The organism is Nannocystis pusilla (assembly GCF_020073745.1).
GTDB classification, from domain to species: Bacteria; Myxococcota_A; Polyangia; order Nannocystales; family Nannocystaceae; genus Nannocystis; species Nannocystis radixulma.
The window spans coordinates 163820-184801 of record NZ_JAIRAU010000048.1 but is presented as its reverse complement, the minus strand read 5'-3'; the positions used below and the strand labels follow the sequence as shown (position 1 = coordinate 184801).

The 20982-nt window shown below is 72.5% G+C and carries 15 protein-coding genes; 8 read left to right on the top strand and 7 right to left on the bottom strand.

The genetic code is table 11. The features are described 5' to 3' along the window. Positions 1–31: 31 nt before the first annotated feature. On the bottom strand, positions 32–859 hold the full coding sequence (locus K7C98_RS35795) for a hypothetical protein (RefSeq protein WP_224196362.1): 828 nt from the start codon (positions 857–859) through the stop codon (positions 32–34). Positions 860–1288: 429 nt separating this feature from the next. Here K7C98_RS35795 and K7C98_RS35790 point away from each other — a divergent pair, with 429 nt between their 5' ends. The 6 genes from K7C98_RS35790 (at position 1289) to K7C98_RS35765 (ending at position 7513) form a co-directional block, all read left to right on the top strand. Continuing rightward, entirely contained in the window at positions 1289–1951 is a 663-nt protein-coding gene (locus K7C98_RS35790) for a DUF4178 domain-containing protein (protein ID WP_224196361.1), read from the top strand. Next, positions 1944–3287: a DUF4178 domain-containing protein gene (locus K7C98_RS35785; RefSeq protein WP_224196360.1), complete on the top strand. Its 1344-nt coding sequence runs from the start codon at positions 1944–1946 to the stop codon at positions 3285–3287. The genes K7C98_RS35790 and K7C98_RS35785 overlap by 8 nt, the downstream gene beginning before the upstream one ends. A gap of 24 nt (positions 3288–3311) precedes the next feature. After that, the gene (locus K7C98_RS35780) at positions 3312–3497 is read left to right on the top strand and encodes a hypothetical protein (RefSeq protein ID WP_224196359.1); all 186 of its coding nucleotides are present in this window, start codon (positions 3312–3314) and stop codon (positions 3495–3497) included. A 1-nt stretch (position 3498) separates the two neighbouring features. Beyond that, a complete protein-coding gene (locus tag K7C98_RS35775; protein ID WP_224196358.1) occupies positions 3499–5037 on the top strand; it encodes a polyamine aminopropyltransferase in 1539 nt (512 codons plus the stop codon). Between the two features lie 31 nt (positions 5038–5068). Continuing rightward, complete coding sequence (locus K7C98_RS35770; protein ID WP_224196357.1) at positions 5069–6697, top strand: NAD(P)-binding protein; 1629 nt, start codon at positions 5069–5071, stop codon at positions 6695–6697. A 234-nt stretch (positions 6698–6931) separates the two neighbouring features. Continuing rightward, positions 6932–7513 (top strand): hypothetical protein, encoded by a 582-nt coding sequence (locus K7C98_RS35765; protein ID WP_224196356.1) that lies wholly within the window; start codon positions 6932–6934, stop codon positions 7511–7513. 84 nt (positions 7514–7597) lie between these two features. Here the strand turns inward: K7C98_RS35765 and K7C98_RS35760 are convergent, their stop codons facing one another. The 4 genes from K7C98_RS35760 to K7C98_RS35745 all read right to left on the bottom strand — a co-directional run bounded on the left by K7C98_RS35760 (position 7598) and on the right by K7C98_RS35745 (position 16454). Continuing rightward, positions 7598–8503, bottom strand: coding sequence for an alpha/beta fold hydrolase (locus tag K7C98_RS35760; protein ID WP_224196355.1), 906 nt, complete (start codon positions 8501–8503; stop codon positions 7598–7600). Positions 8504–8554: 51 nt separating this feature from the next. Further along, complete coding sequence (locus tag K7C98_RS35755) at positions 8555–9805, bottom strand: ADYC domain-containing protein (RefSeq protein ID WP_224196354.1); 1251 nt, start codon at positions 9803–9805, stop codon at positions 8555–8557. A 96-nt stretch (positions 9806–9901) separates the two neighbouring features. Continuing rightward, on the bottom strand, positions 9902–13840 hold the full coding sequence (locus K7C98_RS35750; RefSeq protein WP_224196353.1) for a protein kinase domain-containing protein: 3939 nt from the start codon (positions 13838–13840) through the stop codon (positions 9902–9904). A 262-nt stretch (positions 13841–14102) separates the two neighbouring features. Continuing rightward, positions 14103–16454 carry a DUF4139 domain-containing protein gene (locus tag K7C98_RS35745; RefSeq protein WP_224196352.1) on the bottom strand — a complete coding sequence of 784 codons (2352 nt, stop codon included), beginning with the start codon at positions 16452–16454 and terminating at the stop codon, positions 14103–14105. Between the two features lie 191 nt (positions 16455–16645). Between K7C98_RS35745 and pip (K7C98_RS35740) the strand changes: the two genes are divergently transcribed. Together pip (K7C98_RS35740) and pip (K7C98_RS35735) are read left to right on the top strand one after the other, a co-directional pair. Then, positions 16646–17611: a prolyl aminopeptidase gene (gene pip / locus K7C98_RS35740; RefSeq protein WP_224196351.1), complete on the top strand. Its 966-nt coding sequence runs from the start codon at positions 16646–16648 to the stop codon at positions 17609–17611. 48 nt (positions 17612–17659) lie between these two features. Continuing rightward, positions 17660–18652 carry a prolyl aminopeptidase gene (pip, locus tag K7C98_RS35735; RefSeq protein WP_224196350.1) on the top strand — a complete coding sequence of 331 codons (993 nt, stop codon included), beginning with the start codon at positions 17660–17662 and terminating at the stop codon, positions 18650–18652. Between the two features lie 84 nt (positions 18653–18736). Here the strand turns inward: pip (K7C98_RS35735) and K7C98_RS35730 are convergent, their stop codons facing one another. Together K7C98_RS35730 and hemB are read right to left on the bottom strand one after the other, a co-directional pair. Beyond that, a complete protein-coding gene (locus K7C98_RS35730; RefSeq protein WP_224196349.1) occupies positions 18737–19948 on the bottom strand; it encodes a 2-hydroxychromene-2-carboxylate isomerase in 1212 nt (403 codons plus the stop codon). A 13-nt stretch (positions 19949–19961) separates the two neighbouring features. Beyond that, complete coding sequence (gene hemB, locus K7C98_RS35725; RefSeq protein ID WP_224196348.1) at positions 19962–20978, bottom strand: porphobilinogen synthase; 1017 nt, start codon at positions 20976–20978, stop codon at positions 19962–19964. Positions 20979–20982 lie beyond the last annotated feature (4 nt).

Sequence of the window (20982 nt, the reverse complement as noted above, 5' to 3'; positions counted from 1 at the left end):
ATCGCCCGCGCGAGTCCCGCAGCGCGCCCGCTCACTGGCAGGACAGCGGCGCCCCGTCGAACACCATCGCCGTGCAGGTCGCGTCGGACGAGCAGCCGCAGATCCCCTCGTAGCAGGTGTCGACGTTCTTGCCGCCCGCGCAGTCGCTGTCGGCCGCGCAGCCGCAGCGCCCGTCGACGCACTGCACGTACCCCGGCAGCCCCGAATCGAGGCAGTCCTGGTCGACCTGGCACACGCACTGGCCCGCCGGCGCGTCGCAGAACGGGTGCCCCAGCTGGGGCGGGCACGCCTCGTCGCCGGTGCACGGGCTCTGACACACCCCCGCCTCGCACGTCGCGCTGGCCTGCCCGCACACCGTCACCTCGCGCTCGCTGTCGGCGAGCGGCAGCGTCAGCTCGACCAGCCCGAAGTCGGCGCAGGCGAACGTCCCCGGCCGCAGCGCGCAGCGGCCCCCGTCCGCGACCGCCACGCACGCCTCCTCGGCCTTGCACTCGGCCTGCGTCGCGCACGGCGTCTGCCAGCCGCTGAGGTCCGCCAGGCACTGCGCGTCGCTGGTGCAGGCCGGGAACAGACACAGCCCGTCGATGCAGCGGAACCCGAGGTCCTCGCCGCCGATCCGGCACTCGCGGTCGCTGTCGCAGCGCGACTCGCAGCGCTTGGCCTGCGGCCCCCCGGTGGTCGGCTCGCTGCTCGAGCCCGTGGTCGTCGTCGCCATCATCGGCGACGCGGTCGTCCCCGTCGTCGGTGCGCTCATCGTGTCGGTCTGCGGGTCGGTCGCCGTCTCGCCGGGCGTCGGCGGGCAAGCGGTCAGGACCAGCGCCGCGGCGGCGGCGAGCGAGAGAAAGCCACGGAAAGCCATGACACGCGACCCTAGCGCATTTTCGCCCGCGGGCGAAGGCACCCGCGCATGCGGACCTGACTGGCCCGCTTCACCTGACCGACGGTCCGCAAGCCATGTCGCGCCAGATCGCCGTCTCGACTTTCGGACATGTCCCTATCACCAGGCAAATCAACATGTCTCGAAGGACAGGTTTACGCAGAGCCGCCACCTCCGAGCCTGCGGCCGAACCGCTGTCACGGGCACCCGACCTGCTCCCGAATCCGCCCGGTCGGACCTCCGCGCGTCCTCGCCGTTGCGACGGCATCGCCTGCGGCCGCGCCCGCCCCGCCTGCTCCAAGCACAGGCGGCATCACTCGCCGGTCGCCGGCAGGTCGCGCCGCGAGCTCGCGCCCGCGCGGCCGCGAGCGCCCGCGGGTCCCTTTGTGCCGCGCCGGTGGAAGTGGCACCATGGCCGCGCGTATGGAGCGCGAGCGCCAGGTGTCGTGCCCGCAGTGCGGGGCTCCGGCGCCGTTCCGCGGCACCGCCGTCTCGCTGGTGTGCGAGCACTGCGGCAGCACCGTCGTCCGCACGGGCCTCGACGTGCGCCTGCTCGGCAAGGTCTCGGCGATCGTCGACGACGGCAGCCCGGTGCTGCTCGGCGCCAGGGGCAGCTTCGCCGGCCGCGGCTTCGAGATCGTCGGCCGCCTGCAGCTCCGCTACGCCCGCGGCGCCTGGAGCGAGTGGTTCTTGCAATTCGCCGACGGCCCCGGCTGGCTGGCCGACTTCCAGGGCAACTTCGCCGTCACCCGCCCCGGCCCCGCGCTCGCCGCCATCCCCACCTATTACAACATGGCCATCGGGACATGGCACGAAGTACATGGCGCTTCGTACATGGTCGTCGACAAGCGGGCCGCGCGCTACCAGGGCGCCGAGGGCTGCCTGCCGTTCGCCGCCGAGCCGGGGCTGACCTTCTTCGCCGTCGACCTCGCCGGGCCCGACGACGGGTTCGTCACCCTCGACTACGGCGTCGACCCCTACCACACGCGGCCCGACGTCTTCGTCGGCCGCGCCGTCGAGCTGGCCGAGCTCGGCCTCGACCGCCTGCGCAGATTCGAGGGCTGGCGTGACTGAGGCGGCGCCGCAGCGGCTGTTCCGCGACGAGGCGCGGACCGAGGCGGTGCAGTGCCCCGCGTGCGGCGGCCCGATCGCCCTGCGCGGCTTCGGGGCGATCCAGCGGGTCGTCTGCCCGGCCTGCGGCAGCCTCCTGCGGCCCGAGGACAGCGGCGCGCTGGCCCTGATCTTCCGGGCCGCGCGCGCCCACCAGCCCTCGGTCCTGCCGCTGCACGCCCGCGGCCGCCTCGACGGCGCCACCTGGGAGATCGTCGGCATCGCCTGGCGGAGGATCCTCCACCCGCGCTGGGACTGGCAGGAGTTCCTCCTCTACAACCCGTACCGCGGCTACCGCTACCTGACCCACTCGATCCAGGACGGCCACTGGTCTTTGGGGCAGGTCATTCCCGGCGCGCCGCGGGTCGTCGACGGCGAGCGACACGCGATCGAGCACCGCGGCCGCCGCTACCGCCACTTCTCCGGCGCCGACGCCCACGTCACCTACGCCGAGGGCGAGTTCCCGTGGCAGGTCCAGGTCGGCGACGTCGCCCACATCGACGACTTCGTCGCCCCGCCGCGCGGCATCTCGATCGAGGAGGTCGACGGGCGCGACGGCGTCGAGCTGACCCGCACCGCCATGCGCCACCTCGACGCCGACGAAGTCTGGCGCGCCTTCGAGCGCCCCGACAAGCCGCCGAGGCAGAAGGGCGTCGGCATGCTCGCGCCCAACCCCTGGGCCGAGCAGTCGCGCCCGTTGTGGCTGTCGTGCCTCGGCCTGATGATCGCCTGGTACTTCGCCGTGCAGTACGTCGCCGGCCGCTGCAGCGAGCGCGAGGTGTTCCTCGCCACCGACCTCCGCTTCGACAGCGCGCTCGCGCAGGAGGTCACGATCGGCGAGCCCGGCGCCTACACCACGGTCGAGGTCTCGTTCACCGCCTACCCGCTCGACAACTCGTGGGCCTTCGCCGAGGTCGTGCTGATCCCGGTCGACGGCGAGGACGCGATCGGCCTCGGCCTCGAGGCCAGCAGCTACCACGGCTTCGAGGACGGCGAGTCGTGGTTCGAGGGCGACCGCCAGGTCGACCGGATCCTCGGGCGCGTGGCCGGCGGCCGCTACCTGCTGCAGGTCACCCCCGAGCGCGACACCAGCTCGCTCGACGACCCCCTCGGCCTCGGCCTGTCCGGCTTCGGCCCGCGCAGCCCCGACACCTACAGCCTGCGCCTGCGCGAGGACGTGTGGCTGACCCGCTACGCCGCGCTGCCCGTGCCCGTCATCCTCGGCTTCCCGCTGCTCGCCTGGATGCTCGGCCGTCGCCGCGAGCGCAAACGCTGGCAGAACAGCGACCACGCCACATGATTATTCGACCATGAGCCTTTGACCATGTTCCGAACGACCTACTGGATCTGCTCCGCCGCCGTCCTGCTGCTGCTGCTGCTCGGCGCCCGCACCGGCTTCTTGTTGGTCGGCGAGCCCGAGCGCGGCAAGGTCGAGCGCGACCCCGACGGCACCGTGCGCGGGCGCGCCGCGTTCGTGTGGCTCGGCGGCGGCTACCACGGCGGCAAGTGACATGTCCGCCGCGCCAGGGACCCGCCTGCTGCTCGCCTCGGTGCTGGTGGTCGCCACCTGCGGCCTCGTCTACGAGCTGATCGCCGCGACCATGGCCAGCTACCTGCTGGGCGACAGCGTCACCCAGTGGAGCCTCGTCATCGGCGTGTACCTCAGCGCGATGGGCCTCGGCTCGTGGCTGAGCAAGTTCGTGGTCAAGGACCTGCACGCCCGCTTCATCGCCGTGCAGCTGGTGATCGCCGTGGTCGGCGGCCTGTCGGCCGTGGCCCTGTTCTACGGCTACGCCTACCTCGCCAGCGTGCGCCCGCTGCTGTTCTCGATCCTCGTGATCGTCGGCACCATGGTCGGCCTCGAGATCCCGCTGCTCATGCGGATCGTCGGCGAGGGCCAGGAGCTGAAGGACACGGTCGCGCGCGTGCTCGCGTTCGACTACGTCGGCGCGCTGCTGGCCAGCCTGCTGTTCCCGCTGGCGCTGCTGCCCCACCTCGGCCTGGTGCGCGCCAGCCTGCTGTGCGGCCTGTTCAACGCCGTCGTCGCGCTCGCCTGCGCCCGCGTGTTCCGCGAGCACCTGGCGCGCCCGCGCGCCGCCCTGACGCAGGCGCTGCTGGTCTGCGCCGCGCTCGCCGCCGGCCTCCTGTTCGGCGGTCGGCTCGAGCGCCTGGCCGAGCGCGAGCTCTACGACGCCCCCGTCATCTTCTCCGAGAAGACCGCCTACCAGCGCCTCACGATCACCCGCAGCGGCGAAGACATCCGCCTCTACATCGACGGCAACCTGCAGTTCGCCAGCAGCGACGAGCACCGCTACCACGAGGCCCTGGTCCACCCCGCCCTCGCCGGCGCCGCGCCGCGCCGCGCCCTCGTCCTCGGCGGCGGCGACGGCCTCGCCGTGCGCGAACTGTTGAAGTACCCCGGCCTCGAGCGCATCGACCTCGTCGACCTCGACCCCGGCATGACGCGCCTGTTCGGCCGCGACCCGCTGCTGGTCCGGATCAACCGCGCCAGCCTGACCGACCCGCGCGTCCACGTGCACAACGCCGACGCCATGCGCTGGCTCGAAGAGCATGTCCGATCGACCAGCGAGTCCTACGACGTCGCCGTCGTCGACCTGCCCGACCCCAACAACTTCTCGCTCGGCAAGCTGTACACCGCCTCGTTCTACCGCCTGCTGCGCCGCGCCCTCGCCCCCTCCGGCGTCGGCGTGATCCAGGCGACCTCGCCGTACCTGGCCCCGCGCTCGTTCTGGTGCGTGGTCAAGACGCTCGCCGCCGCCGAGCTGCACCCGCGCCCCTACCACGCCCACGTGCCGTCGTTCGGCGACTGGGGCTTCGTCCTCGTCTCGCCCGCCCCGCGCCCCGAGCCGACCCGCCTCGCCGACGTCCCGCTGCGCTTCCTCGACGACGCCCTCCTGCCGACCCTGTTCGTGTTCCCGCGCGACCAGCAGCCGCCCGACGTCGACTACAACCGCCTCAACGACCAGCTCCTCGTCCACTACTACGAGGAGGACCTGCGCGCCCTGCCCGGCCGCGGAGGCCGCGGGTGAGCGGCGGGCTCGCCCGCGCGGAAGGCCCCGCGTGAACCGCCGCGGCTTCCTCGGCGGCGCCGCCGGCACGGTCGCCGCCGCCGCGACCTGCGGCCCCGGCCAGCCCGCCCCGCCCGCCGTCGAGTTCGTCGGCCCCGAGCCCGAGCGCGGCCATCACCTGCGTGAAGGGACATGGCGCGAAGGACCTGTCCACGAGACCATCCACACCGACGTCGCGATCGTCGGCGCGGGCGTGGCCGGCAGCGCCGCCGCCTGGCGCCTGCGCCGGGCCGGCCTCGCCGACGTCCACCTGTTCGAGCTCGAGGACGACGTCGGCGGCACCGCCCGCGGCGGCGAGCTGCCCCGCTCGCGCCACCCGCTCGGCGCCCACTACCTCCCGACCCCGCCGCCCGGCTGCCCCGCGCTCGAGCGCCTGCTCGCCGACCTCGGCATCATCCTCGGCCGCGACCGCCACGGCCGCCCCGAGTACGCCCCCTCGGCGATCGCCGCCGCGCCGCTCGAGCGCCACTTCGGCCGCGGTCGCTGGTACGAGGGCCTCTACCCCGCGGCCGGCGAGACCGCCGACGAGGCCGCGCAGTGGACCCGCTGGCACGACCACCTGCGCCACCTCGACGGCCGCCGCGGCAGCGACGGCCGACCCCTCTTCGCCATCCCCGTGAGCCGCAGCAGCGCCGAGCTGCGCCACCTCGACGCCGTCTCGTTCGCCGACTACCTCGACGATCTCGGCTTCACCAGCGCCCGCCTGCGCTGGGCCGTCGACTACGCCTGCCGCGACGACTACGGCTGCACCCTCGCCCAGACCTCGGCCTTCGCCGGTCTGCATCACTTCCTCGCCCGCGGCCTCGAGGAGACCCGCGGCGGCTTCCTCCTCACCTGGCCCGAGGGCAACGCGCGCCTCGTCCGCGGCATGCTCGATCGCGCCGGCCTCGGCGATCGCCTGCACCGCGGCGCCGCCGTCGTCGCCGTCGATCCCGCGGCCGGCGAGCTCCTCGTCCATCGCCCCGGCGACGGCCGGCGCCTGCGCGTGCACGCCCGGGCGATCTTGTGGGCCGCCCCGCGCTTCGTCCTCACGCGCCTGCTCGCCGCCGATCCGCTCGCGCCGGGCGCCCTGACCTACGCGCCGTGGCTGGTCGCCAGCGTCGAGGTGCGCACCGCTCCGCGGGGGCTCGGAGCACGCCTGGCGTGGGACAACGTCCCGCTCGCCGGCCCGAGCCTCGGCTACGTCGTCGCCACCCACGGCGAGCCCGCCGACGCGCGCCGCCCCGGCGCCGTCCTCACCTACTACGAACCATTGTGCGGCGACGGCCCCGCCGAGCTCGCGGTCCAGCGCCGGCGCCTCCTCTCCGCCGATCTTTCACGCTGGTCGGACCACGTGGTGGCTGCCCTTTCGGCCATGCACCCCGGCATCGCCGGCGAGATCACCAGCGTCTCGATCACCCGCTGGGGTCACGCGATGATCCGCCCCGTCCCCGGCCTCCTGTTCGGCCCGGCGCTCGCACGCGCCCGCGCCCCGATCGACCGCGTCCGCCCCTGCGCCGCCGACGTCGCCGGCCTGCCGCTGTTCGAGGAGGCCTTCTATCAGGGCAGCAGCGCGGCCCTGGCCGCCCTCGTCGACCTCGGCCGCGCCGCCCCCGACGCCCTCGCCGACGAGCTCCTCTGAGCCTCGCACCACATGTCCCTCCGGACATCTCTAAAAGATGCCCCAAGAGACATCTTGATGACGTGTCCCTTGGGCCATCCGTGCCCCGCGCGCATGACGATGAAGACAGATTCACCGCGGCGCCGCGCCCGCTGGGCACAACGAGCCATCGCGGCGCGCCTGCGCCCGTGCAACGGCGGCCCGGCGGGCGCACTCGCCCGCCCCGCGCGTGTGCTGCCGCGCTATCCTCCCCGCGTGCCGCTGACGCTCGCCCAGCTCGAGGCGCTCTCGCAGCAGACCTTCCCGACGCGGGCCGTCTCGCGCCGCGACGTCGACGGCCACGCGGCGCTGCACGCGGCGATCGGCGCCGCGATCGCCCCGGTCGCCCGCGCGCTCGAGTTCGACATGAGCAGCTTCGTCGCCCGCGACGAGCAGGAGCTGCTCGCCCTCCCGCCGCACATCCTGTTCGTGTGGTGCGACGAGGCCGAGCTCATGGCCTCGTTCTACGCCCTGCCGGAGGCCGACATCAGCGCCGGCGTCGCCCAGGCGCTGCACGCCGTCGCCGGCCTGCGCTTCGGCGACCCCGCCCAGCTGCCCCCCGAGCAGCGCGGCGCGGTCCTGCGGATCATGGCCGCGATCGGCACCCCGCTGGCCCGCGACGCCGACGACTTCTTCGCCGCCTACGTCGACGGCGGCGCCCAGGACCCCGAGCTGCCGGTCCGCGCCGAGGTCGAGGCGCTGTTCGACCAGTTCGCCCCCTGCTACGTCCCCGACGCCGACGGCCTCGACCGCCGCTTCACCCGCGTCATCACCGCCCACCGCCACATCGACGCCTGACCGCCGCGCGACACGTCGGCGACGCGCCGCTCGACCTGTCCTAAAGCACAGGTATGCGATGACATGTCCATGGGGACATTCGCTTCAGAGCATGCCCGATCGGCCAGCCACGTCGCGGACCGCCGCCGCCAGCTCCGCGGGCACCTCCTCCTGTAAAAAGTGCCCCGCCTGCGTGCGCGTCACCGTCGCCGTCGGGAATGCCCGCACGTGACGCGCGAGCCCCCGGCCGAGGATCGGGTCGCGCTCGCCCCACACGAGCGCCAGCGGACCTCCGCCGGCCACGAACGCGTGCAGCCACGCCTCGCCGCGCCGCAGGGCAGGCATGCTCGGGTGCTCGAGGCTGCCGGGGACCATGCGCGCGAGCGCCAGCGGACCTGCGCGATCGGACAGGTGCCGCAGCGGCCAGCGGTAGGCGCGAGACACCGGCCCCCGGATCGACGCGCGATCGCCCTGCACCGCCGACAGGGCGAACTGCGGGAATCCGAGGCCGCGGAACACCACATCGCTGACGACCGGCACGCGCGCGAACCGGTGGAACCACGTCCCGCGCGGGTGCGTCGGCGCGACCACCGACGTGTTCCCCAGCACCACTCCCACCACGCGCTCGGGCAACCGCGCCCCGAGAGCCGTCGCCAGCGGCCCGCCCCAGTCCTGCCCCACCAGCACGAAGCGCCGCAGCTCGAGCCGCGTCACCAGCTCCGCGAGCGCGTCGGCGTGGCGATCGATGCCGTGCTCGTGCAGGGAGATCCGGCTCGACAACCCGAACCCGAGCAGATCGGGCGCGACGCAGCGGAGCTCCGGCAGACGCGCGATCACCTCGCGCCACAGGAAGCTCCAGGTCGGGTTGCCGTGCAGCATCAGCACCACGGGCGCCTCGGGATCGCCGTGGTCGATGCGGTGGATCCGGCTGCCGTCCGCCAGCGCGCTCACGCTCCGCCGCAGCGGCAGCAACGCGGCGAGCCACGCAGGAAGCTCGGGGACGTCCGTCATCGCCCGACGGCAACACACGCGCCGGGCGATGTAAAGCGCGATGCGCCCGCTTCAGTGCCCGTGGCCGTGGTGACCGCCGTGACCGTGGCCACCGTGACCGCCATGGCCGCCGTGACCGCCGTGGCCGCCGTGGCCGCCGTGACCACCCCAGCCGCCGCCGTCGTCGTCGTCGTCGTCATCGTCGTCGTCGCCCGGGTTCTCGCCGGGCAGGCCGACGTTGTACTTGTCGAACGAGCTGACGAGCAGCGCGCGGTGGTCCTTGAGCGAGCCGCAGTCGTTCGGCGCCTTCTTCGGGTTGCCCCACGCGTCCTGGAAGCACTTGGGGTAGAGCCCCTGCTCCTTGTACTCCTGGTGGCGGATGTCGCGGAGGCAGGTGGCCCCGTCGGGGTCCCACTCGGCCTCGATGAACCAGTTCGTCGCGCGCTCCTCGACCGCCGGCGTGAGGTGGTCCCACAGGTCGATCGCGGTGCCGTTCACCGTCCACGGCTCGCCGTTGCCGCAGTAGTCGGCGCGAGCCATGCGCGTGCAGGCCTGGTGGTGGTCCTGCAGCGAGATCTTCTTGCAGTTCTTGCCCTTCTCGTAGTCCTTGCAGCGCTTGGCCGTCGCCCACGGGCGGTAGCCCCACAGCACGCATTTGGCGATCACGGCGTTGGTGCAGGCCCACACGAACACGTTGGGGTCGTCGACGCGGTCGCCGGTCTCGAGGTTCCAGTAGTTGGCGACCGGGATCGCCGACACCATCTGGCCCTGACCGTCCTGACACAGCGGCTTCCACTGGTTGGAGTTCTTGGCCCGGTGCACGACGTCGTACAGCCACACGTCGTCCTGGTCGGGCGACTTGGTGATCTTGTCGATGCGCAGGACGTAGTCCTCGAAGACCTCCTGGCCGTCGATCACCTGCCCGACGGTCAAGTCCCACTGGGACCCGACGAAGTCGGTGCCCTTGGCCCACTTCTTCTTGCCGTTCTTGATCACCTGGGCGCTGAACTCCGAGCCGTTGAGCACCGGCCCGTTCAGCACCGGGCCGTTGAGCACCGGCCCGTTCAGGTTCACGCCGTTCAGCACCGGCCCCTGCATCAACGGCCCCTCGAGCACGTTGCCGTTGAGCACCGGCCCGTTCAGCACCGGACCGAGGATGATGCCCTGCAGCACCGGCCCGTTCAGCACCGGCCCCTGAAGCACCGGGCTGTTCAGGTGAACGGAGTTGAACTCCTCGTCACGGGTGGAAACAACATCGGCGGGTGCATCCGCCCCCACGTAGCACCCTGCGCTGAAGCTCAGCGCCGACACGACAAGCGCCACACGACGCACGGCCATAGACCCACCCCCCATCGATTCTACGCACTGTAGCACGGATGGCGGACACGTGAAAGGACATCTGTCCGCCCGCGCTCATTTTTATGAGCGCGTGAGCGGCCATGTCGCACACACGCGCAACCCGACGGTGCTATGGCGGAAACTCGCAGCGATCTCGAAGCGATTGGCGACTCGTCCGGCGAACTCGTTATAGTAGAAGGCCCCCCCGCGCGCATTCAACTGCTTGCGGTCGTACGGCGACACCGTCAATTCGTAGGCGTTCCCGATCGTGTCGTAGAGCCCGTAGGGGCTCACCGACTGGGGATACGAGCCGACCGGATCGGGGCCGAAGGCCGAGGCCAAAAGACCGTAGGTCCTGTCGATATTGGCCTCGCTGGCGTCGAGGCGGTTGCCGGTCGAGAACCGGCGGTCGTCTGCGCCGCGGGCTGCACGCTCCCATTCGTGTTCACTGCAGAAGCGCGCGCCTGGGACCCGCCCCGATGCATTCAGCCAGGCGAAATACGCTGTCGCTTCCTCGACCCCGATACCGGTCACTGGCAGACGCTCCCATTCGACGCGGGCCCGCTGCGTCCTGCCCTCGTAGACCAGGGGCTCGCCGGTCCGCGCTGTGTATACACGGACCGTCTGATGCAGCTCGAGCTGCCAGCCGCCCTGCGCCAGCTCCGTGAGGCGCGCGCTGTCCGACAGCACCCGCGCCGCGTTGATCGCCAGGATCGCCGTCCGCTCGCCGGCCGGCAGCGCCGACAGGAACTCGATGTAGTCGGCGTACGTCACCTCGTGGCGGCCGATCACGAACGCCCCGGTCTCCACGCTGTGCAGCGGCTCCGCGTTCATCGACACGCGCAGCTCCTCGAGGTCGCCGGTGCCGTAGAGGAAGCGACCGGCGGGCACGTAGACGAAGCCGGCGGGGATCGTCTCGGCCGGCGGCAGCACGACCGAGAAGTCGGCGACCTCCTCGCGGGCGAGCGCGATCGGCAGGGTCACCGGCGTGTAGCCGTCGAGCTCGAAGCGCAGACGATACGACCCGCGCTCGATCGGCCGCGCCGCCAGCGGCGTGCTCCCCAGCTCCTCCGTCTTGTCGATGCGCGCGCGCGCCGAGTCGTAGCGCTCGAGCAGCACCCGCGCCCCCGACGGCTCGCTCGTCACCGCGAACTCGGCCGGCGCGTCCCACCGCTGCATCAGCGCGCCGCCCTCGTCGTAGAGCTTGAGGCGCTCGAGCAGGTCGTTGATCACGAACTCCCCGTGACCCGCCTGTTCGGCCAGCAGCGCGCGCTGCAGCAGCGTCTCGCCGAGCCGCTCGCGCACGTCGTCGCGGCGGCCGTCGAGGCTCAGCGCCGTCTCGAGCTTCTGCGCCGAGCGGGCCAGCCGCTGCTCCGCCTCGGGCAGCGCCGCCACGTAGCGGGTCCACAGCACGTCGGCATCGGCCTGCTTGCCGGCGTCGTAGGCGGTCAGCGCCTCGGCCCGCAGCGCCTCGGCGTCGGCGCGCGCCTTGCCGGCGACCGCCCGCTCCTGCTCGGCCGCGGTCAGGTGCGCGTCGACCTTGGCCCGCAGGTCCGCCTGGCCCTTGAACCACATCCCGGCGTACATCGAGATCGCCACCGCCGGCAGCAGCACGACCGCCCCGCGCTTCAACGCCCGCACCCGCGCCGCGGCCGCCTTGCACGCGGCGATGAAGTCGCGCTCCTTCGGCCGCAGCGACGCCGGGTCGAGCCCCATCACTTCCTGCAGCGGCGCCCCGCTCCACAGCGCGTCGCGGCTGCGACCGAGCCGCTCCCACTCGGCGACCGCGAGCTCGAGCCGGTGGCGCGTCGCCCGGCCGTCGCGCTCCTCCTCGAGCCAGGTGCTGAGCGTCGACCAGCCGCCGAGCAGCGCCTCGTGGGCGATCTCGAAGACCGCGACGTCGTTGACCTCGCGGGCCACCACCAGGCGCGCGCGCACCAGCGCCTTGAGGGCCTCGGCGGCCGCGGGCGAGTCGGACGTCAGCTCGTCCTCGGTCCGCACCGCGCGGGTGTCGTCGACGGTCACGAGGCGCATCAAGATCCGCCGCGCCGCCGCGCGCTGCGTCGGGATCAATTCGGCCAGCACCGCGTCGCCGTGCCGCGCCAGCGCCCCGCTGACGCCGCCGACCTTGCGCAGGTCGGCGGGCGAGATGATGTTGGTCGCCTGGTCGCGGATCTCCCACAGCTCGGCCAGCGCGAACTGCAGGAGCGGCAGGCTGCCGCGCGAGCCGGCCTCGACCAGCTCGTCGACCAGCGTCGCCGGCTCGATGCGCACGCCCTTGACCTTGGCCGGTCCGACGATCGCCTCGCGCGCGCCCTCCGGCGACAGCGGCCGCAAGATGTAGATCGCCCGCGACAGCTCGTCGCCGATCCCCGGCACCTGGACCACGCGCGTCAGGAAGTCGCCGCGCACCGTCGCCATCACCCGCAGCCCCGGCAGCCCCGAGGCCAGGCGCGCCAGCAGCGGGCCGACGATCCCGACCTCCTGCGGCGCGCTCAGCGTCACCAGCTCCTCGAACTGGTCGATCACCAGCAGCCGCCCGCGCGCCTCGCCGATCTGCTTGCGCAGCGCCCGGACCAGCTCGGTTGAGCTCTCGGCGATCAGCGCCGCCAATGTCTCTTCGGACATGTCGAAGAGGACAGCCAGCGTCGAGATCAGCGTCTGCAGCGGGTAGCGGCCCGGGGTCATCGCCGCCGAGGCCCACTGGCGCGCGTGGTCGAGGTTGCCCTCCTCGACCATCGGCACCACGCCGGCCTTGACGAGCGACGACTTGCCGACGCCCGAGTCGCCGGCGACGACCACCAGCGCGTCGGCGCGGAGGCGCTCGAGGACCGCGCGGATCTCGACGCCGCGGCCGAAGAACACCGCGCGGTGCTTCGACTCGAACGCCTGCAGGCCGCGGTACGGGTTGCCCTCGGGGATCACCAGCTCGCGGCCGCTCGGCTGCAGCGACTCGAGCGCCGCCAGCAGGTCGTCGGCCGAGCCGAAGCGGGCGAACGGGTCGCGGCGCAGGCAGCGGTCGATCAGGCCGGCGAGGCGCGGGTCGCAGCGCGGCGCTCGCTCGAGCAGCGGGCGCGGCTCGTACTCTTGCAGCCGCTCGGCCAGCTCGAGCGGCGTGCTCGCCTCGGTCGGCGGGCGGCCCGACGCGAGGATGTACATCAGCACGCCGAGCGCGTACACGTCCGACCGGCGCGACGCCGGCTCCGCCCGCCACAGCTCGGGGGCCATGTAGTGCGGCGTGCCGAGCAGCGTGCCGGCCTGGGTCAGCGACTCGGCGGCCACCGGGATGTCGGCGGCCGACAGCGCCGCGGCCGACATCCCCGCGTTCGAGCGTCCGGCCGAGTCGTCGTGGACGCGGGGCAGCGCCGCGCTCGCGCTGGCGTCGCGCAGCTTGATCGTCTCGGCCTGGCGATCGATGCGCCCGCCGTCGCTGCTGCGCATCACCACCGACGACGCCGCCTCGATCGCTTCCTCCCTGGGCGGCTCCGGGCGCACCGGGTCGAGCGACGCCGGGTCCATCAGCTTGGCCAGGCTGAAGTCGAGCAGCTTGATCTCGCCGGTCTCGGCGAGGATCGCGTTGGCCAGCTTGATGTCGCGGTGGAGCACGCCGTGGCGGTGCGCCGCCGCCAGCCCGCGGCACAGGCCGATCGCCAGCTCGAGCACCTTGCGCGACGGCAGCGGCACCTGGATCTCGCCGAGGTTCTTGCCGCGGATGTACTCGGTGATGAGGTACGGGTGGCCCTCGAGCTGACCGACGCGGTAGATCGTCACCACGTTGGGGTGCTGGATCCGCGCCACCGCGCGGCCCTCGACCTGGAAGCGCTCGCGGTCGTCGGCGTCGGGCGCGACGTGGCCGACGAACTTCACCGCGACCGGGCGGTCGAGCACCGTGTCGTGGGCCAGGTACACCCGGCCCATGCTGCCCTTGCCGAGCAGGCGGACCAGCCGGTACTCGTCGAACGTGGCCGGCGGCTCCCACTCGAACACCGCGGTCTCGACGATCTTCGGGACCGGTCGCATCGAGCGGGCGTGCTGCGACGACGTCGGAACCTGGCCTTTGGGACCTGGCCTCGGATCCACGTTCGGAATCGCGCCGGACGCGCCTGCGTCGTGATCGCTCACCGAAGGTCCTCGGGGTTCCGGGACATCACGACCAGCGTCGCACGGCCCGCGGGCGCGCGGCAAGGCCGTTTGGCTGCCTCGGTGAGGGGCGGTGTGGGACAGAGCCGTCGGCTTTTGCGCGCGGTGCAGGTTCGTCACCTCGCGTACCCGGCAATTCACTTCACGGTGTTGGCGCCGATAAATCGATGCTCTGCAGCGAGTCCTCGAGCTCGATCTTCTTCTCGAGCCGCTTCGACTGCAGCTCGACGATGGTGCGGCCGATCTTGTCGGCCTCGCGCGTGAACTCGTCGAGGCGCTTGTTCAACTTGCTGCGCAGATCGCCGGCCGCCGAGTCCTTCTTGATCGCCTCGAGGTTCTGCCGGGTCTCGTTCGCGCGCTGGTCGAGCTCGGACTGCTGGCGCGCGAGGCCCTCGATCTCGGTGTCGATGCGGCCGATCTCCTGGCGCAGGCGGACCAGCGGCTCGAGCTTCTTGCGCGCGCCCGCGTCGAGGTTCGGCACGCGCAGCAGCGCGTCGAGCAGCAGGGGCACGCGCCCGTCCCAGATCGAGATTTGGGTCTGCGACGGCGTCTGCTCGACGACCTCGACCTTGCCCTCGGTCGCGTTGCCGGTGACCTTGAGCGGCACGAGGTACGCGTCGGGCAGCTCCTCGAGCCCCTCGATCTTCGACTTGAGCGCGTAGGCCCCGCCCCGCTTCGGGTGGCGGATCAGCACCGAGTAGCCCTTCGGGTCAGGTTGGCCCTTCACCGTCCACGTGGTCGCCACGCGCTGGAAGTTCTCGACCTCGATCACCCCGCGCACGATCTTGACGATGCGCAGGTCGTCGCCGGTGTACTGCGCCTGCGACGACACCATCAGCGACGGCTCGACCGCGAACGGGATCGTCGTGCTCGTCTGCGTCCCGACCGCCTCCGACAGGCCCTCGCCGACGAAGCTCCCGCCGGCGTAGATCGCGATCGGCCCCGGCTCGAGCACGAACGGCGTCGTGTTCTTGAAGCGGACCACGCGGTACGGGTTCTGCTCGTAGCCCTGGCCCGCGCCGCCCGGGCGGAACAGGAACGTCTGCTCGGCCGCCACGTCCTGGTTAACGATCGCCACCATCGTCGAGCTGCCGTCGGGCACCGTCACGCGCTCGTTGAGATCGAAGCGCGTCAACCCGCTGACGCTCTTGGCCCGCGCGCTCGCCTGCGTGCTGCGGCGCAGCGACTCGAGGTCCATCGCCGGGCCCGCCGCCTGCTCCTCGGCCTTCGCCATCTCGTCGCCGGCGTGGTCCCAGCCGCGCTCGTATTCGGCCTCGATGGTCGTCGCGCGGGTGTTGCGGCTGCTCCCGCCGCCGCCCGCCTTGTCCTTCTTCTTGGCCGCCCTGGGGTCGGGGGCCGGAGCGGGGCTGGGCGCCATCGGGGGTGGCGGCGCCGGCTGGCCCGCGATCGACGCGGCGTTGGCGGCGTCGGGGCAGCCGTCCTCGTCGGTGTAGCCGTTGAACACCTCCGGGTGGTCGGGGCACTTGTCGAGCGCGTCGGGGATCGCGTCGCCGTCGCGGTCGCCGCCGGACTGGTACGACGTCTCGCCCATCGCCACCGCGGCCCGCTTCTGCACCCCGGCCTCCGTGAGGTCGGAGCGCGACACCGTGCGCGGCGTGTGCAGGTCGTAGCGGAACGCGATCGGCGCGCCCGACGTCAGGCTCATCGACACCTTGCCCCAATCCTCGCCGCTGGTGTTGTCGACCACCGCCCACGCCTGCAGCAGCGCCGGCCCCTTCTCGCCCGGCTCGGGCAGGACCACCCGGTACGTCGGCTTCCACATCGGCGCCGCCACCACGTAGCTGACCACCAGGTCGTGGGCGTTGGCGCCGGCCAGCCGGATCTCCACCGCCACTTGCTGGAACATCCCCTCGCCGGCGGTCGCGTCGAGCGTGCGGTGGAACTGCAGCGCGAGGTCGCCGTCCTGCAGCGTCACCCCGCGCACCTTCGACAGCCGCACCACCTGCAGCTGCTTGCCGTCCATCAGCGACACCTTGAAGTCGCGCGCGCCGCCCTGCGGCGGCGGCACCCGCTCCGACGACGGCGGCGGCGTCGGGTCGGGCTCGTCGACGATCGCCTCGACCAGCACGATGCGCCCGCGCAGCTTGCCCTGCGTCGTCTTCAGCGTCACGTAGGTCCCGCGCAGCGCGTCGAGCACCTGCGCCAAACTACCTTGCCCCGGGGCCAGGGTCGAAAGAGCAGCATTGGCCCACGACTCGGGGTCGAGCGGCATCGACACGCTGACCGCCTGGCCGCTCTTGCGCTCGACCACCGTCAGGCTCTTGAGGAGATCGTTGACCTGGTCCTTGCGGACCTTGATCACCAGCGCGTCGCCCTTGACCTCGCCGCGGCGCTCGAAGTAGCCGATCCCGTTGCGGTAGAGCACCACACGGTCGAGCTCGAGCGAGCTCTCGGTGGCGGCGTAGGGGCTGCGGCCATGGGCGCAGCCGGCGAGGAGGAAAGCGACGAGGGCGGACGATGCGAGCCTGGACACGTGCGAGGGATCTCCTGCGAGGCCGATGGTAACGCCGGGCCCTCGCCGGCCCTTACTGCCGGCTGAGCCCGCCCGGAGGCGCGTCTCCGGCCGCTGCGCGGTTTTGCCCGCCGGGCCCGCCACCGACCGCGCGAGGCGGCCGCACGCGGCGCCTATGGACGCCTTGATCGCGCTTTGCCAAGCTCGCGCCGATGGCCCCCCCACCGAGGCGCACGCTCTACCCGGAGATCGAGCCCTACAACGCCGGCTTCTTGCAGGTCAGCGGCCTGCACCGCGTGTACTTCGAGGAGTCGGGCAACCCCGACGGCAAGCCGGCCGTGTTCCTCCACGGCGGACCGGGCGGCGGCACCGTGCCCGAGCAGCGGCGCTTCTTCGACCCCGACCGCTACCGCATCGTGCTGTTCGACCAGCGCGGCTGCGGCAGGAGCACCCCGCACGCCGAGCTGCAGGAGAACACCACCTGGGACCTCGTCGGCGACATCGAGCGCGTGCGCGACCACCTCGACATCCAGCGCTGGCAGGTGTTCGGCGGCTCGTGGGGCAGCACGCTCGCGCTGGCCTACGCGCAGACGCACCCTCGGCGCGTCACCGAGCTCGTGCTGCGGGGGATCTTCCTCCTGCGCCGCAGCGAGCTGCGGTGGTTCTACCAGGACGGCGCCAGCGCGCTGTTCCCCGACGCGTGGGATCGGTTCCTCGCCCCGATCCCGGTCGCCGAGCGCGGCGACCTGATGAAGGCCTACCACCGCCGACTGACCAGCGACGACCCGGTCGTGCGCCGCGACGCCGCGCGGGCGTGGAGCGTGTGGGAGGCCAGCACCAGCTACCTGCACGTCAACTCGGAGCAGATCGAGCGCGCCGGCGAGGACGAGTTCAGCCTCGCGTTCGCCCGCATCGAGGCCCACTACTTCGTCCACCGCGGCTTCCTCGAGCGCGACAACCAGCTGGTCGAGAACGTCACCCGGATCCGCAACATCCCCGCCGTCATCGTCCAGGGCCGCTACGACGTCGTCTGCCCGGCCCAGAGCGCCTGGGACCTCCACCGCGCCTGGCCCGAGGCCGACCTGCGGATCGTCGACGACGCCGGCCACTCCGCCTTCGAGCCCGGCATCCTCCACGAGCTCGTCTCGGCCACCGACCGGTTCGCCGCCCGCGTCTGACCGGCCCTGTCCTTTCAAACCTGTCCTATCGAACCTGGGCTTTTCGTCATGACCGTTCGACCAGCTCACTCCGCGCCCCACCGTCAGGACCCACTCGCCGGCCTCTATCCGCCGATCGACCCGTTCCACTTCGGCCGGCTGCAGGTCCCCGGGGGCCACGACCTCTACTTCGAGCAGTCGGGCAACCGCGCCGGCAAGCCGGTGGTGTTCCTCCACGGCGGGCCCGGCGGCGGCACCGACCCCAAGCACCGGCGCTTCTTCGACCCGGCGCGCTACCGTATCATCCTGTTCGACCAGCGCGGCTGCGGCCAGAGCGAGCCGTTCGCCTCGCTCGACGACAACACCACCTGGGACCTCGTCGCCGACATCGAGCGCCTGCGCGAGCACCTCGGCATCGAGCGCTGGCAGGTGTTCGGCGGCTCGTGGGGCAGCACCCTCGGCGTCGCCTACGCCCAGGCGCACCCGCACCGCGTCACCGAGCTCGTGCTGCGCGGGATCTTCATGTTCACCCGCCGCGAGTCCGACTGGTTCTACGGCCGCGGCACCCGCACCCTGTTCCCCGACGCCTGGGAGGCCTTCGTCGCCCCGATCCCCGAGGCCGAGCGCGGCGACCTCATCGCCGCCTACTACCGCCGCCTCACCGCCGCCGACCCGCGCGTCCGCGTCGAGGCCGCGCGCGCGTGGAGCCTGTGGGAGAGCCGCGTCGCCACCCTGCACCCCGACCCCGACGTCGAGATGCACTGCGACAACACCGACTTCACCCTCGCCTTCTCGCGCATCGAGTGCCACTACTTCGTCAACAAGGGCTTCCTCGCCCACGAGACCCAGCTGCTCGACGACGCGCCGAAGATCCAGCACATCCCCACCACGATCGTCCACGGCCGCTACGACGTCATCTGCCCGCTCGAGAACGCCTGGCACCTGCACAAGCGGCTGCCCCGCTCCGAGCTGGTGATCGTCCCCGACGCCGGCCACTCCGCCTTCGAGCCCGGCATCGCCCTCAGCCTGCGCCGCGCCACCGACCGCTACGCCCACCTGTGAGCCGCGGCCGCGCGGGCATGTCCTGATGAACATGCCCGATCGGGCCTGCTCTCGCGGGCAGGTCCGAACAGACATGTCCTCGAGTCACATCGCCGAGAGGTCGCCGCCGGCCGCCGCGGCCGCCAGCGCCAGGCGGTCGGCGCCCCAGTAGAGCTGCGGCCCGCGCTCCGTGGTGACGACGAAGGTCGGCACCCCGAACACCCCGGCGGCCTCCGCCGCGGCCGTGCTCGTCACCAGCGCCTGCTTGATCTCCGGCGTCTCCGTCGCCGCGACCAGCCCCGCCCCGTCGAGCCCGACCGCGTCGGCGATCGCCGCCACCACCGCCGGGTCGCTGATGTCGCGGTCCTCGGCCCACAGCGCCGTCGCCAGCGCGCGCACCAGCGCCGGAGGCGAGCCGGCGGCCAGCGTGACCCGCAGCGGCAGCACCGTGCGGACCGGGAACCGCGCCGGGAATTTGAACGGCACCCCCGCGCGAGCCGCCTGGCGGTCGAGGTCGAGCATCGTGTGGCGCCGCTTCTCCGGGCTCTGCACGAACAGCGGCACGTCGGGCGTGCCGATGCTGCGGAACAGCCCCCCGAGCAGGATCGGCCGCCAGCGCACCTGCGGGCCCAGCTCGGCCTCCGCGCGCAGGATCGCCAGGTACGCGAACGGGCTGCTGTAGTCGAAGAAGAGCTCGACCGGGGCCGTCGGCGCCAGGCGCGGCGCCGCCGGTCGACCGCCGAGCGCCGCTTCGACCATGTCCGCTCGGTCCTGTCCCCAGAACAGCTGGTCGCCGACGAAGTAGGTCGGCACGCCGAAGATCCCGCGCGCGACCGCCTCGTCGGTGCGGCGGCGAAGCTCGTCCTTGATCGCCTGCGACCCGGCGCGCGCGAGGATCGCTGCCGGCTCGAGCCCCGCCTCCGCGATCGCCCGCGTCAGCACCGCGCGGTCGGAGATGTCCGCGTTCTCGTCCCAGTACGCGCGGTAGATCCGGTGGATCAGCGGCAGCGACAGCCCCGCCGCCAGCACGCAGCGCAGCGCCTCGACCGTGCGCATCGGGTGGCTGGCCGGCATGCGCAGCGGCACGCCGGCGCGCTGGGCCTGGCGGCGCATGTCGTCGAGGTTGTGCCGGGCCTTGGCCGGGTTCAGCGTCGCCGCCAGGTTCTGCGGCGTGCCGCGGGCCTTGAACACCCCGCCGAGCAGCATCGGCCGCAGGTCGAGCTCTGCACCTGTCCTTTGGGCCAGTTGCTCGACCTGCGTCGACGCCACGTAGGCGAACGGGCACGAGAAGTCGAACCAGAACTCGAGCCGCGCCATCGCTGTACCTCTGTTACCGCCGCGACGACGCCACCAGCCACTCGGCCGCCTGGCGCGCGAAGTAGGTCAAGATCACGTCGGCGCCGGCGCGGCGGATCCCGAGCAGGCTCTCGAGCACCACTCGCTTCTCGTCGAGCCAGCCGCGCTCGCACGCCGCCTTGAGCATCGCGTACTCGCCGCTGACCTGATACGCCGCGAGCGGCAGGCTGGTGGACCTTCGCAGCGCCGCGAGGATGTCGAGGTAGGGCCCGGCCGGCTTGACCATCAGGATGTCGGCGCCCTCGACCTCGTCGAGCTCGGCCTCGCGCAGCGCCTCGCGGGCGTTGGCGGGGTCCATCTGGTACGTCTTCTTGTCGCCGCTCTTCGGGGCCGAGTCGAGCGCGTCGCGGAACGGCCCGTAGAAGCCCGAGGCGTACTTCGCCGTGTAGGCCAGGATCGACACGTCGATGAAGCCCTCGCCGTCGAGCGCCTCGCGCAGCGCCTGCACGCGTCCGTCCATCATGTCCGAGGGCGCGACGACGTCGGCCCCCGCGCGCGCCTGGCACAGCGCCTGGTTGCACAGCGCCTCGACCGTCTCGTCGTTCAAGATCCGCCCGTCGGGCGCGACGATGCCGTCGTGCCCGTCGCTGTTGTACGGGTCGAGCGCGACGTCGGTGACGATCACGAGGTCGGGCCAGCGGTCCTTCAGCGCCTTGATGGTGTCCGGCACCAGCCCGTTCGGGTTCCACGCCTCGCGCCCGTCGGGCGCCTTGAGCGCCTCGGCGACCGCCGGGAACAGCGCGATGATGTCGACCCCGACCGCGCGCGCCTTCTCGACCTCGGCCAGGAGGCCCCGCCGCGACAGCCGGGCGCACCCGGGCATCGACGCGATCGGCACGTCGTCCTCGCCGGCGTGGACGAACAGCGGGTAGATCAGGTGCTCCGGCGCCAGCGTCGTCTCGCGGACGAACGCCCGGATCGCCGGGTGCTTGCGGTTGCGGCGCGGCCTCTGCAGCAGGTTCAGCATCGTCGTCCCTGTCTCTTGTGACATGTCC

What these genes read in the sequence shown, in the direction of transcription:
- K7C98_RS35795 (WP_224196362.1), bottom strand. Translation starts at nt 859, where the DNA reads ATGGCTTTCCGTGGCTTTCTCTCGCTCGCCGCCGCCGCGGCGCTGGTC.
- K7C98_RS35790 (WP_224196361.1), top strand. Translation starts at nt 1,289, where the DNA reads ATGGCCGCGCGTATGGAGCGCGAGCGCCAGGTGTCGTGCCCGCAGTGC.
- K7C98_RS35780 (WP_224196359.1), top strand. Translation starts at nt 3,312, where the DNA reads ATGTTCCGAACGACCTACTGGATCTGCTCCGCCGCCGTCCTGCTGCTG.
- K7C98_RS35775 (WP_224196358.1), top strand. Translation starts at nt 3,499, where the DNA reads ATGTCCGCCGCGCCAGGGACCCGCCTGCTGCTCGCCTCGGTGCTGGTG.
- K7C98_RS35760 (WP_224196355.1), bottom strand. Translation starts at nt 8,503, where the DNA reads ATGACGGACGTCCCCGAGCTTCCTGCGTGGCTCGCCGCGTTGCTGCCG.
- K7C98_RS35750 (WP_224196353.1), bottom strand. Translation starts at nt 13,840, where the DNA reads ATGCGACCGGTCCCGAAGATCGTCGAGACCGCGGTGTTCGAGTGGGAG.
- pip (WP_224196351.1), top strand. Translation starts at nt 16,646, where the DNA reads ATGGCCCCCCCACCGAGGCGCACGCTCTACCCGGAGATCGAGCCCTAC.
- pip (WP_224196350.1), top strand. Translation starts at nt 17,660, where the DNA reads ATGACCGTTCGACCAGCTCACTCCGCGCCCCACCGTCAGGACCCACTC.
- K7C98_RS35730 (WP_224196349.1), bottom strand. Translation starts at nt 19,948, where the DNA reads ATGGCGCGGCTCGAGTTCTGGTTCGACTTCTCGTGCCCGTTCGCCTAC.
- hemB (WP_224196348.1), bottom strand. Translation starts at nt 20,978, where the DNA reads ATGTCACAAGAGACAGGGACGACGATGCTGAACCTGCTGCAGAGGCCG.